Origin of the sequence: Streptomyces melanosporofaciens (assembly GCF_900105695.1) — a bacterium.
In the GTDB taxonomy this organism is placed as follows: Bacteria; Actinomycetota; Actinomycetes; order Streptomycetales; family Streptomycetaceae; genus Streptomyces; species Streptomyces antimycoticus.
In genome coordinates, this window is sequence record NZ_FNST01000002.1 from 8,018,721 (window position 1) to 8,037,045 (window position 18,325).

The window sequence follows — 18,325 nt, forward strand, 5'->3', positions numbered from 1 at the left end:
GAGCTTTTCATGACGTGGAAGGGATGCTGAGTCTTCGATGTCTTCGATGGTGGAACCGGGCGCTCGTCGCGTACTGCTTTCTCCCGGACAGGTGGCCGACGTACGCCGGCGGATCGGTGACTTCTCCGACCGGACCATCGCCGAAGCGTGTGCCATCGGGCTGTCGTACTGGGCGACGGGCCTGAGCCCCGAAGGCATCGACCTCACCCCCGGCACCCTGTTCGCCGATGTCCTCGGGTGGGTCGACAACGGCGGGACGGGGCCCGCCGGTTGGGAGGTCGGCGCGGACGACCGGAGCATCACCGTACCGGACGGCGTCGGGCCGGACGATGCGCAGGTCGCGCTGGACGACCTGACCGATTTCCCCGACCGGCCCATCGGCACCATCTCCCCGTCCGGCGTGGCGGCCCGGCTCGAGGCCCTGGCCGGGTGGAACGACACCGAGGCCGACCGGATCCGCCCGACCATCGTGGAGATGTTCCGTGAGCAGGCGCGGGCCAGGCCGGACGCCGTCGCCATCGTCGACGAGCACCGGTCGCTGACCTACCGTGAGGCCGCCGAGCGCTCGAGCCAGTTGGCCCACCACCTGATCGAGCGCGGATTGGGCCCCGAACAGGTCGTCGGCATCTCACTGGGCCGCTCCGCCGAGATGGTGATCGGGCTGCTCGCCGTACTCCAGGCGGGGTGCGCGTTCGTGCCGCTCGATCCGCAGTGGCCCGCCGCGCGCCGGGCCGTCGTCATCGACGACGCCCAGGTCGTGGCGCAGCTCGGTGCCTCGGCCGAAGGCGACCCGGCCGAGCCGGAAGCCGTGGCCGTCGACCTGGGCGACTGGCGCTTCGGTGCCCACCCCACCGAGGGCACCGGGGACACCGTCCCCGGCAACGCCCTGGCGTACGTGATCTTCACGTCCGGTTCGACCGGGCGGCCCAAGGGCGCGATGATCCGGCACGAGGCGATCAGCGAGCGCCTGCTGTGGCAGGGCAACGAGATCCTGGGCTTCGGCCACGACGACGCGTCGCTGTTCAAGGCGCCGTTGTCCTTCGACATCTCCATCAACGAGATCTTCCTGCCGCTGGTGCACGGCGGCAGGCTCGTCATCCTGCGGCCCGGCGGCGAACGCGACCCGCACCACTTGCTGAGTGTGATCGCCGAGCAGCGGGTCACCTTCACCTATCTGGTCTCGTCCATGCTGGACGTGCTGCTGGAGATGGTGGGCGACTCCGGGCGGCTGGACAGCCTGCGCCATGTGTGGTGCGGCGGCGAGGTGCTGACCCCGGAGCTGTACGAGCGGTTCCGCACCCGGCTGGACATCCCGCTGTACCACGGCTACGGCCCGGCCGAGACCACGATCGGCGTCTCGCACGTCATCTACCGCGGCGCGGCCGAACGCCTGTCGACATCGATCGGCAAGGCCAATCCGAACACCCAGCTGTATGTGCTGGACAACGAGCTGCGCCCGGTCCCGGTCGGCGTCGGCGGCGAACTGTACGTGGGAGGGTTCCTCCTGGGCCGCGGGTACATCAACGCGCCCGGTCTGACGGCGTCCCGTTTCGTGGCGAACCCCTTCGCCGGGGACGGGTCCCGGTTGTACCGGACCGGAGACCTCGCGCGGTTCGCCCCGGACGGCTCGCTGGACTTCCTGGGCCGGGCCGACAACCAGATCAAGATCCGCGGTATGCGGCTGGAGATCGAGGATGTCGAGGTCGGTCTCGCGGAGCACCCCGGGGTGCGGTACACCTGCGTGGTCGCGAAGAAGAACGCGGCAGGCAGCACCTACCTGGTGGGCTATGTGATCCCGGCCGCCGGGAGCGAGGACCTGCGCGCGGACGAGGTCAAGGAGTGGGCCGCCGGGCACATGGTGGAGTACATGGTGCCCGCCCATATCGTCGTGATGAAGGAGTTCCCGCTCACCGCGAACGGCAAGCTCGACCGCCGTGCGCTGCCGGAACCCGCGATCGGGACGGGCTCGATCGCCCAGCCCACCACCGAGAACGAGCGCGTGCTGTGCGCGGCGGTCGCGACGGTGCTGCGGCTGGACGAGGTCGGCGTCGACCAGGACTTCTTCCAGCTCGGCGGAGACAGCCTGCTGGCGATCTCGCTGCTGAGCGCGGTGCGCGACGCGGGTCTCCACCTCACGGCACGGCAGATCTTCACCGACAGCACGGTCGGGGCGCTGGCGGCGGTGGCGAGCCGGGAGGGCGCCTCCACCGCGGACGACGGCGATGTGGCGACCGGTGCCGTCATGGGATCGCCCATCGTGCAGTGGCTCGGCGAGACCACGGACGCGATCGACGGCTTCGTACAGTCCGTTGTGCTGAACACCCCGGCGGAGCTGACCGCCGACGCCCTCGACGCGATCCTCGCCGCCGTGGCCGGGCGGCACGACATGCTGCGTGCCAGGCTGGTGCGCGGCGAGCGCTGGAGCTTCGACATCCCGGCGGCGGACCGGTCCACGCCGTCGTGGCAGGAGAGCGACCGGCCGGTCGAGGAGTGCGTCGCGCTCGCCACCGGCGGGCTGGAACCGGACCGGGGCGTGATGCTGCGTGCCGTCTGGCGACGCGCGGCACGGCAGCTGATCGTGGTCGTCCATCATGTGGTGATCGACGGCGTGTCCTGGCATGTCCTGATGGACGACCTGGCCACGGCATGGCGGCAGCTGTCCTCGGGCGCGCCGATCGAACTGCCCCCGGTGGGCACGTCGTTCCGGCGCTGGACGCAGATGCTGGGGAATGCCACCTTCGACGCGGACCGTGGCTACTACGAGCGTCCCCTGCCGGGAGCGGACGGCCCCGTGGGCAGGCGCGCGCTGTCCGAAGCCGACACCGTGGCGCGGGAGCGGGTGCGGACCGTCTCCGTCGGTCCCGAGGTCACCGCCGCGCTGCTGGGCGAGATCCCCGCGAGGTTCCACGCGGGCGTGGGCGATGTGCTGCTGACCGCGCTCGCCGTCACCCTCGCGCGATGGCGCCGCGACCTCGGACAGGACCAGACGTTCGCGCATATCGAACTCGAGGGCCACGGCCGCGAGGGACGGTTCGTGGCGGACGCCGCCGGTTTCGAGCCGGAGCTGTCGCGGACCGTGGGCTGGTTCACCACTCTGTTCCCGGTGACCGTGGACCCCGGAGCGGCGGCCGATTTCACCGCCCCCGACTACCTGGCCGCCGCGCTCAAGGCGGTCAAGGAAGACCTCGCCCGCGTGCCGTCCAACGGCGTTTCCTATGGCGCCCTGCGGTATCTGACCCACACCGAGTTCGACGCCCCCGCACCACAGGTGCTCTTCAACTACCTGGGCCGCTTCGACGCGGGCGCGTCCGGTGACTGGCAACTCAGTGACAGAACGAGTCAGTTGGGGGAGAAGCGCGACCCCAGGATGCGCCTGCCGCGCCCCCTGGAGTTCAACGCGATCGCCGAACCCGCGTCGAGCGGCGCGTACGAGCTGATCACCACCATCTCCTGGCCCGACGGGATGTTCACCGACGAGGACATCGCGACCATCGGCGCGTACTTCCAGGAGACCCTGACCGCCCTGGCCGCGCTCGACCGGGGCGGCCACTCGCCCAGCGACTTCGGGCTGGTGCGGCTCACCCAGGCCGACGTCGACGCGCTGGACGGCCCGGCGCTGCGGGACATCCTGCCGCTGACCCCGCTGCAGGAGGGCCTGTACTTCCATTCGGTATTCGACGACGAGTCGGCGGGCGCCTACGTCGAGCAGCAGCTGCTCAGGCTCGACGGCGAGGTGGACGCCGACCGGCTCGCGGCGGCCGCCACCCGGTTGCTCACGCTGTACCCGAACCTGGCGGCGCGGTTCACGGCCCTCGCCGACGGCCGTGTGGTCTCCGTGCTGGAGAGTGGGGTGCGGGCGCCGTTCACCACGCTCGACCGCCCCGGGATCACCGACGCCGAGATCCGCGAGTACGCCGAGCGGGACCGCCGCGCCGGGTTCGATCTGGCCACCGGTCCGCTGATGCGATACACGCTCATCCGCGCGGGCTCCGGCCGGAACGTCCTGGTGCAGACCGTGCACCACATCATCGCCGACGGCTGGTCGGTGCCGCCGATGCTCCGCGCGCTGCTGGCCGAATACCACGCGCCGGGGACCGTGTACCCGCTCGGCGGCTTCCCCGACTACGTACGGTGGCTCGCGGAGCGCGACGACGACCAGAGCGACCGGATATGGCGCGATCAGCTCGCCGAGCTGCCCGGGCCCTCGCTGGTCGCCGAGGGACACACCCCGTCCGGCCGGTTCGCCGACACTGCCATGGCACCGGGGGAGGACATCGACGCGGCCGCCCGGTCGGCCGGTGTGCCGCTGAGCGTGGCCGTGCACAGCGCCTGGGCGGTCACGCTCGGCGGCATCCTGCACGGCAGCGATGTGGTGTTCGGATCCACCGTCTCCGGGCGCGACGCGCAGGTGTCCGGCATCGAGGACATGGTGGGGCTGTTCATCAACACGATCCCCGTGCGCGCCCGGTGGGCCGGAACCACCACGGCCCGCGACCTGCTCGCCTCGGTGCGGCAACACCAGAGCGCGGTGCTGCCGCACCAGCATGTCTCGCTGGCGAGGATCGGCCGTCTGGCCGGCGCCGGGGCCCTGTTCGACACCCTGGTGGTGTTCGATGTCGCGACCGATGTGGCCGCCCTGCGGGGGCCGGACGACGAGCTGGTCATCACCGACATCGTGAACGAGGGCGCCCCGCACTACCCGTTGACGCTGGTGGTGGAGCGCGCTCCCGACGGCCGTCCGCGCTTCAACCTGATCTACGACGGCGAGCTGCTGCGGGAGGCGAGCGCCCAGGCGATCCTGCGGACGTTCACCCGGACCCTCACCGGCCTGCTCACCCGCCCGGACGCCCTGGTCGACGAGGTGGCGCCCGAAGACACCCGGCGTCCCGCGCCGATCACCCCGACCACCCTGGGCGCACTGTTCGACGCCGCCGCCCAGCGCGACCCGGCGGCCACCGCCGTGACCCAGTGCGCTCTCGACGGCGCAACCCGGTCACTGACCTACGGCGAACTGGCGGCCGCGAAGAACGAGCTGGCCTCCGCCCTGCGCGCGGCCGGGGCCGGGCCGGGCAGGCGCGTCGCCGTCGCCGTCCCGCGCTCCCTGGAGCAGGTCGTCGCCCTGGTCGCGATCGTGACCGCGGGCGGCGCGTATGTACCGCTGGACCTGGCGTACCCGGACGAACGGCTGGAGTACATCCTCGCGGACGCCGCTCCGCAGGTCGTTCTCGTGGACCGTGACCAGCGCGAGCGCTTCACCCGGCTGCTGGCCCGGGCGGGTGTGGCGGCCCGTGTGCTCGTATCCGGAGACGAGCTGCCGCGGGCCGGTACGGAGGCCGGGCCGGAGGCGAGCCGGCACGACCCCGCCTACGTCATCTACACCTCCGGATCGACCGGCAGGCCCAAGGGCGTCGTCGTCCCGCACTCCAGCGTGGTGACACTGCTCGCGAACACCCGGCCCGCCATGGACTTCGGCCCGCACGACGTATGGGTCCAATTCCACTCCATCTCCTTCGACTTCGCGGTCTGGGAGCTGTGGGGGGCGCTGGCGCACGGCGCCGAGCTGCTGGTGCCGGAGTACGGGCTGACCCGCTCGCCGGTCGACTTCCACCGGCTGGTGCGCGAGCGCGGAGTGACCGTGCTCAACCAGACCCCGTCGGCGTTCTACCAGTTCATCGAGGCCGACCGGCATGCGGGCGAGCCGGTCACCGCGCTGCGCCGGATCATCTTCGGCGGCGAGCCGCTGGATCTCGGGCGGCTGCGCGGCTGGGTCGAGCGGCATGGCACCGGTACGCCCGAGCTGGTCAACATGTACGGCATCACCGAGACCACCGTCCATGTCACCCACCGGGTGCTGACGGACGAGGACTTCGGCCCCGGCGGCGACGTCAGCCCTATCGGCGGCCCGATCCCGGCCCTGGCCGTCTATCTGCTCGACGACCGGCTCCGGCCGGTGCCACCGGGCCGGGTGGGCGCCATCTATGTCGCAGGCGACCAGGTGTCCCTCGGCTATCTGGGCAGGCCGGGGCTGACCGCGGGCCGTTTCGTGGCGAACCCGTTCGCGGGCGACGGCTCCCGCATGTACCACACCGGCGACCTCGCCCGCCGCACGCTCGACGGAGAGCTGGAGTTCACCGGCCGCGCCGACGACCAGGTGCAGCTCAAGGGCTTCCGTATCGAACCCGGCGAGGTGGAGTCCGCCGTCAGGGCACTCGATGGTGTGGTCGACGCGGCCGTCACCGTGGCGGACAGCGGCGATCACCTGGTCGCGCATGTCGTGGGCCGGGTGCCCGCCGATGTCACCACCCTGCTGTCCGCGAAGCTGCCCGTACACATGGTGCCGGGCCGGGTGCTGCCGGTCGACGCCCTGCCGCTGACGGTCAACGGCAAACTGGACCGGAAGGCCCTGACCGCACGCGCCGCACAGGACGACATCCCGGCGGCCGGCTCCTCGGGCAGCGGGGACGCCGTGCTCACCGCACTGGTCGCCATCTTCGCCGACACACTGCCCGAATCCGCCGTGGACGGCGACACCGACTTCTTCCGGGCCGGGGGCGACAGCATCGTCGCCATCACCGTCATCAACCGGGCCAGGGCGCTCGGCCTGCCGATCGCGCCACGGGACGTGTTCCTGTTCCGGACACCGCGCGCGCTCGCCGAGCACCTGGGGACGAGCACACCGCAGGCCGGGCCGCCCGCGCCCGCCCGCCACGAGGACGGCCCGCTGCCGGCGACGCCGATCATCCTGCGCCAGCGTGAACTGGGCGGCTCGCTCACCCGGTTCGCCCAGGCCAGAACGGTGGTGGCCCCCGACGGCACCGGGTTCGCCGACGCCGAGCGCGCCGCGAACGCCGTCGTGGCCGCGCACCCGGCCCTCCGGCTGCGGCTGGACGTCGCACACGGGGTGTGGGCCCTGCGCACCGAACCCGCCCGCGAGGTCACTGTCGTACGGGCGGACACGACCGATGCCACGACGGCGGCGAACGAGGCCGCCGGACGGCTCGACCCCGAATCCGGGGAGGTCATCGCGTTCGCGTGGCTGGAGGCGAGCCGGACCCTGGTGGTCACCGTGCACCACCTCGCCGTCGACTCGGTGTCCTGGCTGATCCTGCTGGACGACCTGGCCGCCGCCCTGCGCGGGGCGCCCCTGGCGCCGCCGACCACGTCCTACGCCGAGTACGGGGAGGCACTGGCGGCCCGGTCCGCCCATGCGATCGAGGACCTCGGGCACTGGCTCACCACCCTCCAGGCGCCCGCGCTCCTGCCCGCGGTCGAGCGAACGCGCGAGACCACCGTCGTGCTCGCCCCCGAGGTGAGCGACCGCCTGACGCGTACCGCACCCACCGCACTCGGCGTCGGTCTCACCGAGCTGCTGTGCGGCGCGCTGCGCACCGCGCTGACCCACATCCAGCCATCGCCCACCGACCTCGCGATCGAACTGGAGCGCCACGGCCGGGTTCCGGCGCTGGAGCACCACGACTACACCCGCACGGTCGGCTGGTTCACCTCCATCGCGCCCGTGCGGCTCACGGCGCACAGCGACCCCGTCGCCGCGGCGTACGAGGTCGCCGAACGCCAGCCGGACGAGCGCGCACACGTCGCCTACGGCCGGCTCAGGTACCTCAACCCGCAGACGGCCCCGCTGCTCACCGCCCGCCCGCAGGTGCTCTTCAACTACCTCGGCCGGGGCGGCGAGTCCCAGGCCCTGCACCTCACCGGCGGCGATCCGGGCAGTCCGTACGCCGTCGAGGTGAACGCCTGGACCGACGCGGCCACCGGCCGCCTGCACGCGGTCTTCACCCTCGCCGAAGGCATCCCGGACGAGATCACCGACCACTGGCGGAGCGCACTGGAGCGCATCGCGGACGCCTCCGCGACGGCCGAGCGCACGGCACCGGTCACCCCACTCCAGCGGGGCCTGTACTTCCAGGCCCAGATGGCGGGCTCGGCGGGGCACTACGTCGCACAGAGCTGGTTCACCTTCGACCGGCGCCTGGACACCGACGCGCTGTCCGAGGCGATGGCGTATGTGATGGCGCGGCACCCGGTCGTGGCCGCCGGGTTCGCCACCGACGAAGACGGCAACCCGGTCCAGGTCCTGGGGGCGGGCCGGCGCGTCCACGTCCGTACGGTCGAGCTCACCAGCGACGCGGACGTGGAGGCGCTGCGCACCCGGGACCGCGCCACGGGATTCGACCCGGGCGAGCCCCCGCTGATCCGGATGACCGTGGTGCGGCTGCCGGGCGACCGCGACGGGCTGCTGCTCAGCTACCACCTGCTGCTGTGGGACGGCTGGTCCCGCGAGATCGTGCTGCGGGAGCTGTTCGACGCCTACCAGGCCGTCCTCGCGGGCGGGTTGCCCGACCCGGCCCCGGCCACGCCGAGCTTCGAGGACCACGCCCGGGCGCTCGACGCCAGGGACTCCGCCGCGTCGGAACGCTTCTGGGCCGAGCACCTGGCCGGTCTCCCCGGCCCGACGCTGCTCGCCGGACCGGCGCCATCCCTTGCCGACGACCTGCCGCGCGCGCTCGTGCACACGCTGTCCGCCGAGCGGTCGGAGCTGCTGCGGGCGGCGGCCAGGGCGCACGGCGTCACCCTGAACTCGGTGCTGACCGGCGCGTTCGGCCTGCTGCTCGGCGCCCACACGGGGCGCGACGACGCCGTGTTCGGTATGACCGTCTCCGGCCGGGAGGGCGAGGGGCTGGACGGCATCGTCGGCGTGCTGCTCAACACCGTCCCCATGTGGACCCGGGCCCGGCCGGACGACACCGTCCGCGCGTACCTGTCGGACGTACAGGCGGCCAGGGTCGAGGCGATGGTCCACGAACACCTGGGGCTCGGCGAGATCCAGCGGGCCACCGGGCACGACACCCTGTTCGACAACCTTTTCGTGCTCCAGAACTTCCTGGACATGGACGCGTTCGCCGAGATGAACGCCCGGCATGGCATCACCTCGGTGACGGCCGACGACTCCACCCACTACCCGTTCACCTGGGTCGTCACCCCCGGCGACCGGCTCACGGTCAAGCTGGAGTACCGCGACGAGGACACCGCGAACGCCCGGCGGCTCCTCGACGACTACCTGCGGGTGCTCGACGACCTGGCCCGGGCCACCGGGCCGGTCGGCGCGCTGCGGGGACTGGGGCCGGAGCCCGTGCCCGCCGAACGCACCGACATCGGCACGGACACCGTGGTCGACCGGTTCGACCGGGCGGCGGACCGCGACCCGCGGCGGACCGCGCTCGTCGCCCACGGCTCGACCATGACCTTCGCCCGGCTGCGGGACCGCAGCCGCGCGGTGGCCGGTGTGCTCGCCGGGCGCGGCATCGGCCCCGAGACGACCGTGGGCCTCGCGATTCCGCGCTCCCTGGACTCGATCGTGGCGCTGTTCGCCGTGCTGCGCGTCGGCGCCGCGTATGTGCCGCTGGAGCTGGACCACCCGGACGAGCGGATCGCCGCGATCGTCGCGGACGCCCGCCCCGATGTGATCCTCACCGTGAGCGCCGTGTCCCCCCGGCTCACCGGCGACCTGATCGAGCTGGACCGCCCGCTGCCCGAGGCCGAGCCGTACCGGACGTATCGGCCTCAGGATCCGCATCGCCTGCGGCACCCCGCGTACACGATCTACACCTCGGGATCGACCGGGAAGCCCAAGGGCGTGGTGACCGAGTACGCCGGGCTGACCAACATGCTGATCAACCATCAGCGCCGGATCTTCGAGCCGGTGCTGGCGGACCACGGCCACCGGGTCTTCCGGATCGCGCACACCGTGTCGTTCGCGTTCGACATGTCGTGGGAGGAGCTGCTGTGGCTCGCCGACGGCCACGAGGTGCACATCTGCGACGAGGAACTGCGCCGCGACGCGCCCCGGCTGGTCGAGTACTGCCTCGAGCACCACATCGACGTCATCAACGTGACCCCGACCTACGCACAGCAACTGGTGGCCGAGGGCCTGCTCGACCACCCGGAGCGGCGGCCGGCGCTGGTGCTGCTGGGCGGCGAGGCCGTCACCCCGGCGCTGTGGCGGCGGCTCGCGGAGACCGAGGGGACCGTCGGCTACAACCTGTACGGGCCCACCGAGTACACCATCAACACCCTCGGCGTCGGCACCTTCGAATGCCAGGACCCGGTAGTGGGCGTGGCGATCGACAACACCGATGTGTATGTGCTGGACCCGTGGCTGCGGCCGCTGCCCGACGGCGTTCCCGGTGAGCTGTACGTATCGGGCATCGGCATCGCCCGCGGCTATCTCGGGCAGCCCGACCAGACCGCGCACCGCTTCGTGGCGTGCCCGTTCGGCGCGCCCGGCGAGCGCATGTACCGCACCGGCGACCTGGTGGCCCGCCGGCCCGACGGCAACCTGATGTACCTGGGCCGCATCGACCAGCAGGTCAAGATCCGGGGGCACCGGGTCGAACTGGGCGAGGTCGAGGCCGTGTTCGCCGCGCACCCGGCGGTGCGGTTCGTCGCCGCGGTCGCCCAGCCCGATCCCCAGGTCGACGGCGCCTACCGGCTGGCCGCCTACCTCGTCCTGGACGGCTCCGACCTGGCGGCGGTCGCCGCCGACGTGGGCGCCGGGCTGCCGGACTTCCTGCGCCCGACGCACTACGCCCAGGTCGACAGCATCCCGCTGACCGTCAACGGGAAGGCTGACACCAAGGCGCTGCCGGAGGCCAAGCCGCTGGGCACGCTGGCCACGGCGGGGGAGCGGGCACCGCGCCCCGGGAACGAGACCCTGGTGTGCGAGTTCTTCGCCGAGGCACTGGACCTGGATGACGACGAGGTGACTGCGGTGAGCGATTTCGTGTCCCTGGGAGGGCACTCCATGCTGGCGGTGCGGCTGATCGGGCAGCTCCGCCGCGAGTACGGCCCTGTGATCACCATTCGTGATCTGTTCACCCTGCGAACCCCGGAAGCGATTGCCCGCCACCTTGATGACCACTCCTGACACCCAGCGGCCCCGCCCGGGGGCCGACATCCTCCGGACCGCACTGCGCCGCAACATCGGCGCCATGACCTGGGGCACCGTCCTCATGGGCCTGTACCAGGCAGGTGAGACCGCCTTCCCCATCGCGCTCGGCCTGATCGTCGAGCACACGATGCGGGACCGCACCCTCGGCTCGCTCGGCCTGGCGATCGCCGCGTTGGCGGTGATCATCACAACAGTGTCGCTGTCGTGGCGGTTCGGGATGCGCGTCCTGCAGAAGGCCAACACCACCGAGGCGCACCGCTGGCGGGTGAAGGTGGCGGCCTATGGCCTCCAGCCGGTGGCCAGGGATGTCGACCTGAAGTCCGGCGAGGTGCTGACCATCGCCACCGAGGACGCCGACCAGACCGCCGACATCATCGAGGTGGTGCCGCTGCTGGTCAGCTCGCTGGTGGCGGTGCTGGTCGCGGCGGTCGCGCTGGGGCTGGCCGACATCCGGCTGGGCCTGCTGGTGATCGTGGGCACCGTCGCGATCCTGTCGATCCTGAGCGTGCTCTCCAAGCGGATCGGCTCCAGCACCCGCGAACAGCAGGCCCGGGTGGCGCGGGCGGGGGCGAAGGTCGCGGACCTGATCACCGGCCTGCGCCCGCTGCACGGCTTCGGCGGCAACCATGCGGCGTTCGGTTCCTATCGCAGGGTCAGCACGGAGGCGAAACACCAGGCGATCACCGTCGCCAAGGTCAACGGCGTGTACGCGGGCACCGCGCTGGCCCTCAACGCGGTCCTCGCCGCGGCCGTGACCCTGCTGGCGGGCTCGCTGGCCTTCACCGGCCGGATCACCATCGGGGAACTGGTCATGGCCGTGGGCTGGCGCAGTTCATCATGGAACCGCTCAAGCTGTTCTCGGAGATGCCGAAGTACGTGATGATGGCGCGCGCGTCCGCCGAGCGGATGGCGCTGGTGCTGGCCGCCCCGCCGGTGGCGGCCGACGGGCGGGAGCGCCCGGCCGCGGGCGGCGGCCTCGACCTCGACTGCGTCCGGTACGGCTCGCTGCGCGAGCTGAAGTTCACGGTGGCCGCCGGCGAGTTCGTGGCGATCGCGCCCTACCAGCCGCGCGCGGCGGCCGACCTCGCCTCGATCCTGGCCGTGAAGGTCCCGCCCGGCGCGTACGAGGGAGCGGTGCGGGTTAGCGGGCAGGAGCTCGCCGACCTGTCGATCGAGGCGGTCCGCGAGCACCTGCTGGTGAACCCGTACGACGGGGAGATCTTCGCGGGCACCCTCGGCACGAACATCGATCCCTCGGGCACCAGCCGGATGGTCCCCGAGGCCGTCGAGGCGTCCATGCTGACCGACGTCGTCGCCCTCCACCGCGAAGGACTCGACTACGGCGTCCGCGACCGCGGCGCGAACCTTTCCGGGGGACAGCGCCAGCGGCTGTCCCTGGCCCGCGCCCTCGCCGCCGACACCGACATCCTCGTCCTGCACGACCCGACAACATCCGTCGACGCCGTCACCGAACAGCTCATCGCGCGCAATATCGCGAAGCTGCGCCGGGACCGCACCACCGTCGTGATCACCAGCAGCCCGGCCCTCCTGAACGCCGCCGACCGGGTCCTCGTCCTGGACGACGGTGTCATCACGGCCGAGGACACCCATCGCAACCTCCTCGCCACCGACCAGGACTACTGCCTGGCGGTGGCCCGGTGACCCGGCCCGCTAGCCGAGCGCCCAGGCGACATCCCTGAGCAGGGCGTGCCGCCAGCCCGCCCGGTCGTGGCCCGCCGCCGACCGCGAGACCCGTATGGTGGCGCCGGCTTGCCGGACCAGGGTCTCGGCCAGCTCGCAGTGGGGGAGCATCCGCGTCTCGTGCTCCCCCACGTCGAACGCGACCCGCAGACCGGACAGGTCGGGGCGCTCGCGCAGCCGCGCGGCCATGGTGCCGCCGACCGGGCCGCCCATGGGGTCCGGCAGGTCCATGGCGCCCGATGTCCACCAGAACGACCCCGACTGACAGGCGACACGGGAGATCAGGTCCGGGAACTCCAGCGCCGCGTACAGCGCGCTCAGCCCGCCCAGGCTCTGCCCCGCGACCACCAGCCGGTCCGGGTCGGCGGGTGCGCCGGATTCCGCCACCAGCGGCAGCAGTTCGTCCCGGATCGCCTCCCACAGCGCGGGATCGCACCCGAACTCGGCCTCCCTGTCCTTGCTCGGCAGGAAGACGAGCGTGACGGCGGGCATCTCCCCACTGGCGACGGCCGAGTCGAACGCGGTCATGGCCGGGTGCAGATACAGCCAGTCGTCCCCGTCGAGCAGCAGGACCACGGGTCCGCCGCCGCCCACCGGGTGGACGCGTACGGTGCGCCGCCCGCCGAGCCGTGGGCTGTTCCAGCGGATCCGGTTGTGCGGGAGGGGCAGTACGGCATCGGCGCCGAGGACGGGCCAGTGCGGCTGGGCCGGGGCGTCCGGGGTGGCGGCGATGGACCGGTCACCGCCCGCGCCGACCGGGTTGAACGGGTCGGCGTGCGCCGCGTTGCCCGCGAGGAACTGGTAGGTCACCCGCAGCCGTGCGGGCATGCGCACCTCGGCGTACCAGCAGTCCGTATCGGCCCACCGGCGCAGGGGGACCGGCTCCGACCAGCTCTCGAAGCCGATGCTCGCCGGGGACCCGCGCCACAGGAACAAGGTCGTCCATCCGCCGCCGTCGGCGGGCACCGACGCGGGTGTCCCCGCCGCCGCCCAGAACTCGTCGGTGCCGGGTGTGCCGGGCAGTCCGAACGCGACGAAGGCGTTCTCCCCATCGGTCGCACTCAGGCGCATGAACGTCTCCTTGTGAGAGGGAAGGGACAGAGCTAGGCTCCTATCAATTAGGCGAGGCTAACCTAAGTTTGACCTGCGAACCGCCCCGGCACCCAGGAGAGTTCCGGCAGATGCTCTGCACCAGACTGACGAACGCCCGCTTCCTCACCATGGACCCGGACCACCCCGTCGCCCACGACCTGGGTGTGTGGCGGGGCCGGATCGTGGGCCTGGACGATGCCGTGACCTCCCTGCCCGCCCGCGAGGTGATCGATCTGCGGGGCGCCACCGTGCTGCCCGGGTTCATCGACCCCCATGTGCATCTGGCCTGGACCGGGCTCAAGCAGTCGACCCCGAGCATCGCGGGGTGCACGCGGATCGACGAGGTGCTCGCCGTCGTCGAGGAGGCCATCACCGGGAAGAGTTCGCCCGGCGCCTGGGTGAGCATCGCCGGCTACGACCAGCGGGCCCTGGGGCGCCATCTGACCGCCGCCGAACTGGACAGGGTCAGCCACGGGCGCAAGGTGTTCATGATGCACGACTCCGGCCACGGCTGCATGGTCAACTCCGCCGTTCTGGACCTGCTGCCCGCCGGCACCCCGCACCAGAACGGCTTCCTCGCCGAGGGCGCCATGGGCGCCGCCCGCGCTCTGCGCCTCCCGTACTCCCAGGCGGAGCTGGCCGAGGCGATCGGCCGTGCCGCCCGCACCTGCCTGGCCGAGGGCGTCACCGCCTGCGCCGAGGCGGGCATCGGCGGCGCCCTCTTCGGGCACAGCCCGGTCGAGCTGGGCGCCTACCAACTCGCCCGCGAATCGGGCCTGTTGCCGCTGCGCGTCCAGCTCATGGTGTCCGCCGACCGGCTGCGCCCGGTCGGCGCACATCAAGCCGACGGCATTCCCCGGGCCCTCGACCTCGGCCTGCGCACCGGATTCGGCGACGACCGGCTCTCGGTGGGCGCGCTGAAGATCTACACCGACGGCGGCATGATGGCCCGGACCGCCGCGCTCAGCAGCCCGTACGAAGGGCTGGAGCCCATGGGCGAGCTGCAGGACGACCCGGAGGCGCTCGCGGACACGATCGTGGACGGCCACCTGGCCGGGTGGCAGCTCGCCGTCCACGCGATCGGCGACCGTGCCGCCGACGTGGCCCTGGACGCCCTGGAACGGGCCCAGCGCCTCCGGCCGCGCCCCGACGCCCGGCACCGCATCGAGCACGCCGGCCTGATCCGCCCCGACCAGCTCCCGCGCTTCGCACGGCTCGGCATCAGCGCCGTCGTCCAGCCCAACTTCCTGCGCTACCTCGGCGACGACTATGCGGCGATCATGGGCGAGGAACGGGCCCCGTGGCTCTACCGCGGCAGGGCCTTCCTGGACCACGGCATCCCCCTCGTCGGCAGCTCCGACCGCCCCGTCACGGACGGATCCCCGCTGCGGGCCATCCAGTTCATGGTCGAGCGCACCTCCGAGTCCGGCCAGGTGATCGGCCCGGACGAGGGCGTCACCCGCGACGAGGCCCTGCGGGCCTACACGGTCGCGGGTGCCGTCGCCTGCCACTGGGAGGACAGCCTGGGCAGCCTCACCCCGGGCAAGCTCGCCGACCTCGTCGTGCTCGGGGACGACCCCCGGCGGGTCGACACCTCGCGCATCGGGGACATCGAGGTGGTGTCGACCTACGTCGACGGCCGGGAGACCGGGATCCGCACCGGATGAGATGAAGCACGCCGAGGTGCTCACCGACCGCGCCCTCCGACCGTGGAACCGAGGAAGGAAAGCCTTGATCACGGCTACGCCCTGCCCTGCCCCGCTGCCGCACGCCCTCCTCGCGCCGACATCCCGCGTGCGCGGCGCCCGTCCGGAGGACGCCGCCGCACTCGCCGAGCTGTCCCGGCCCTTCGTGTGTTCGGGGGCGCTGCGGGAGCGTCCTGTCGCGCTCTACGCCGCCCGCGCGGCCGACTTCCTGGTGGCGGAGGCCCCCGATGGCACCGTCGAGGGCTGCGTGGGCCTGCGCGCGCACCCCGCAGAACCGGGGGAGGGCCGCGGGTCCGCGGGCGTGGTGTACAACTTCTGCGTGGCCGGGCCGAGTCAGGGAAGCGGAGTGGGAGCCGGGCTGCTGCGCGCCGCGCTGGCCAGGGCGCGCGCCCAGACGCTCGGTGCCCTGTTCACGGCGACGACCGGCGATGGCGGCCTGTTCCTCCGGTATGGATTCGCGCCCACGACGGTGCGCCTGGCGCCTTCGCGCTGGGTGGAGTCGCTGGACCCCCGGCGCGATGCGCGGATCCTCGCAAGGACCTTATGACCGCTCGCCTCGCGTGACGCCCGGGCCGTTTCGTTCCGATTTCTTCGGCCCCGGACCATGAGTCGTTCGGCCGACTATGGCTGGTTCCCGGGCAGGAATGCCGTCACCTCCCCCAACTGGTGGGAGAACGGCGCGTCACGGACGCCATGATGTCACGCGGGACGACGTCCACCGCCGCCGAAAAGGACTCCTTGACCATGAACACCACCCCCCATATCGCGATCATCGGCGCCGGCCCCGGCGGCCTCACCCTCGCCTGCGTCCTTCAGGCCAACGGCATCGACACGGTCGTATACGAGCGCGAGGCGGCCGATGCCGGCCTCTGCCAGGGCGGCACCCTCGAGCTGCACCCCGAGTCCGGTCAGCACGCCCTGCGCGCGGCAGGACTGGAAAACGAGTTCTGGGCCCGAGCCCGTCCCACGGGTCTGGACATGAAGATCCTCGGCAAGGACGCCACGGTCCGTCCCCAGGACGTCACCCCCGAAGACGACACGGGCTGGCCGGAGATGGACCGGTCCGCCCTGCGCGAGATCCTCCTCGACGCCCTCGCCCCCGGCAGCGTGCGCTGGAACCACAGCCTCGACCACGCCACCACCCTGGAGAGCGGCCGCCACGAACTCCACTTCGAAAGCGGCGCGGTGGAGACGTGCGACCTGCTCATCGGCGCGGACGGCACCTGGTCCCGCGTCCGTCCGATGCTCACCGAAGTCAAGCCCGCATACTCCGGGATCAGCCTCATCGAGCTCGGTGTTCCCGAGGCCCGCCGCACCCAGCCGGTCTTGGCCACGCTCGTGGGCCGCGGCAGCATGTTCGCGCTGCAGGACGACAAGGGCCTGATAGCGCGGCGCGGCGGCGATGGCCGCCTGCGCATCTCCATCGCCTTCCGCGTTCCCGAGAACTGGCTCACCACCAACGGCATCCCCTACGACCGGCCCGAGCGGGCGCGCGCCGCGATTCTGGAGCACTTCACCGATTGGGCCCCGCAACTGACCGACCTCGTCCGCCACTGCGATGACACGATCGTCCCCCGCCCCGTCTACAGCCTTCCCATCGGAGCCAGTTGGCCGACCACACCCGGAGTCACTCTGCTGGGCGATGCCGCCCATGGCATGCTGTCATCCTGCTGGGGCGCCAATCTCGCCATGCGGGACGCCGCCGACCTCGCCCGAGCCGTCATCGAGGCCGGTGACGACCTTACGGCGGCCATCGCCGCGTACGAGAAGTCGATGCGCGAACGCGCGGCGTCCATGGCCAGGGAGCTGGAGGGAAGCCTCGGCGGGGGCGCCGATCCGCACGGTGTGCGGAAGATCGGCGACTTCTTCGGGCGGATGACCGCTCCAGGGCAGCGGAAGAGCGGGCCGGCGTCCTCGACCGAGGGGGAACAGCGACGGGTTGCGGCGGCTCGTCCCTCCAAGATCGATCTGAACCTTCTGGTCCCGCTGAACGCGCTCCTTTCGGAGCGCAGTGTCACCAAGGCGGCGGAGCGGGTCTGCGTCAGCCAACCCGCGATGAGCACGGCACTGGCCAAGCTGCGGCGGCACTTCAACGACCCGCTGCTGGTCAGGGCCGGGCGCGCGATGGTGCTGACCCCGCTCGCGGAGTCACTGGTCGACCCGGTCAAGGAACTCATGGGCGGGATGTACGAGGTCCTGGACCGCACGGATCAGTTCGATCCGGCCACCAGCGCCCGAACCTTCAACCTGGTCGCCGACGACTACGTGACCGTGGTGATGCTGCGTCCCCTGCTCAGCGAGCTCAGCGAGGTGGCCCCGGGCGTGCGGATCAGCGTCACCGGGGTGCACCCCGGCGTGTTGGACCGGTTGCGCCGCGGGCAGAGCGACCTGCTGATCAGGCCGTCGAATGTGCTGACCGACGAGCTGACGTCATTCTCCCGCAGCGATCTGCCCCCGGAGGAGCTGGTCGCCGTCGTCGACGGTGACCATCCCGATGTGGGCCCGACGCTGAGCCGGGAGGAACTGGCCGAACTGCCGTACATCACGATCGGCTCGCAGACCATGCCCTTGTCGGGCTTCACCATCGGCGACAGCGGTGTGTCCGACCGGACCGTGGCGGTGAGCGACACCTTCGCCGGCGCGGCCGGACTCGTGTCCGGCACCCGGATGGTCGCCGTCATTCCCCGGCGGCTCTTCGAGCGGCTGGGGACGGCGATGGGCCTGCGGGCGGTGCCCATGGAGCCGGCGGCGGAGCTGACGGGAGCGATGTACTGGGACCCCAGGAACACCGCGGACCCGGCGCACCGCTGGCTGCGTGAGCGTATCCGGGAGATGGCGTCACAGCCGTGATCCCACG

Annotated in this window: 5 protein-coding genes and 1 pseudogene; 5 read left to right on the forward strand and 1 reads right to left on the reverse strand. The window is 72.0% G+C overall.

Features of this window, described 5'->3' with window-relative positions:
- The first annotated feature begins 46 nt into the window (after positions 1 to 46).
- Positions 47 to 10,945, forward strand: a complete 10,899-nt coding sequence (locus tag BLV72_RS36815) for a non-ribosomal peptide synthetase (RefSeq protein ID WP_093467838.1) — start codon at positions 47 to 49, stop codon at positions 10,943 to 10,945.
- Positions 10,932 to 12,631 (forward strand): annotated as a pseudogene (locus BLV72_RS36820) (ABC transporter ATP-binding protein). The gene BLV72_RS36815 and the pseudogene BLV72_RS36820 overlap by 14 nt, the downstream one beginning before the upstream one ends.
- 9 nt (positions 12,632 to 12,640) lie before the next feature.
- Here the strand turns inward: BLV72_RS36820 and BLV72_RS36825 are convergent.
- On the reverse strand, positions 12,641 to 13,741 hold the full coding sequence (locus BLV72_RS36825) for an alpha/beta hydrolase-fold protein (protein WP_093467839.1): 1,101 nt from the start codon (positions 13,739 to 13,741) through the stop codon (positions 12,641 to 12,643).
- Positions 13,742 to 13,851: 110 nt separating this feature from the next.
- Here BLV72_RS36825 and BLV72_RS36830 point away from each other — a divergent pair, with 110 nt between their 5' ends.
- The 3 genes from BLV72_RS36830 (at position 13,852) to BLV72_RS36840 (ending at position 18,318) form a co-directional block, all read left to right on the forward strand.
- Positions 13,852 to 15,429, forward strand: coding sequence for an amidohydrolase (locus BLV72_RS36830; protein ID WP_093467841.1), 1,578 nt, complete (start codon positions 13,852 to 13,854; stop codon positions 15,427 to 15,429).
- 64 nt (positions 15,430 to 15,493) lie between these two features.
- Positions 15,494 to 16,015 (forward strand): GNAT family N-acetyltransferase, encoded by a 522-nt coding sequence (locus BLV72_RS36835; RefSeq protein ID WP_093470765.1) that lies wholly within the window; start codon positions 15,494 to 15,496, stop codon positions 16,013 to 16,015.
- A 197-nt stretch (positions 16,016 to 16,212) separates the two neighbouring features.
- Positions 16,213 to 18,318 (forward strand): LysR substrate-binding domain-containing protein, encoded by a 2,106-nt coding sequence (locus BLV72_RS36840; RefSeq protein ID WP_167746464.1) that lies wholly within the window; start codon positions 16,213 to 16,215, stop codon positions 18,316 to 18,318.
- Positions 18,319 to 18,325: the final 7 nt, after the last annotated feature.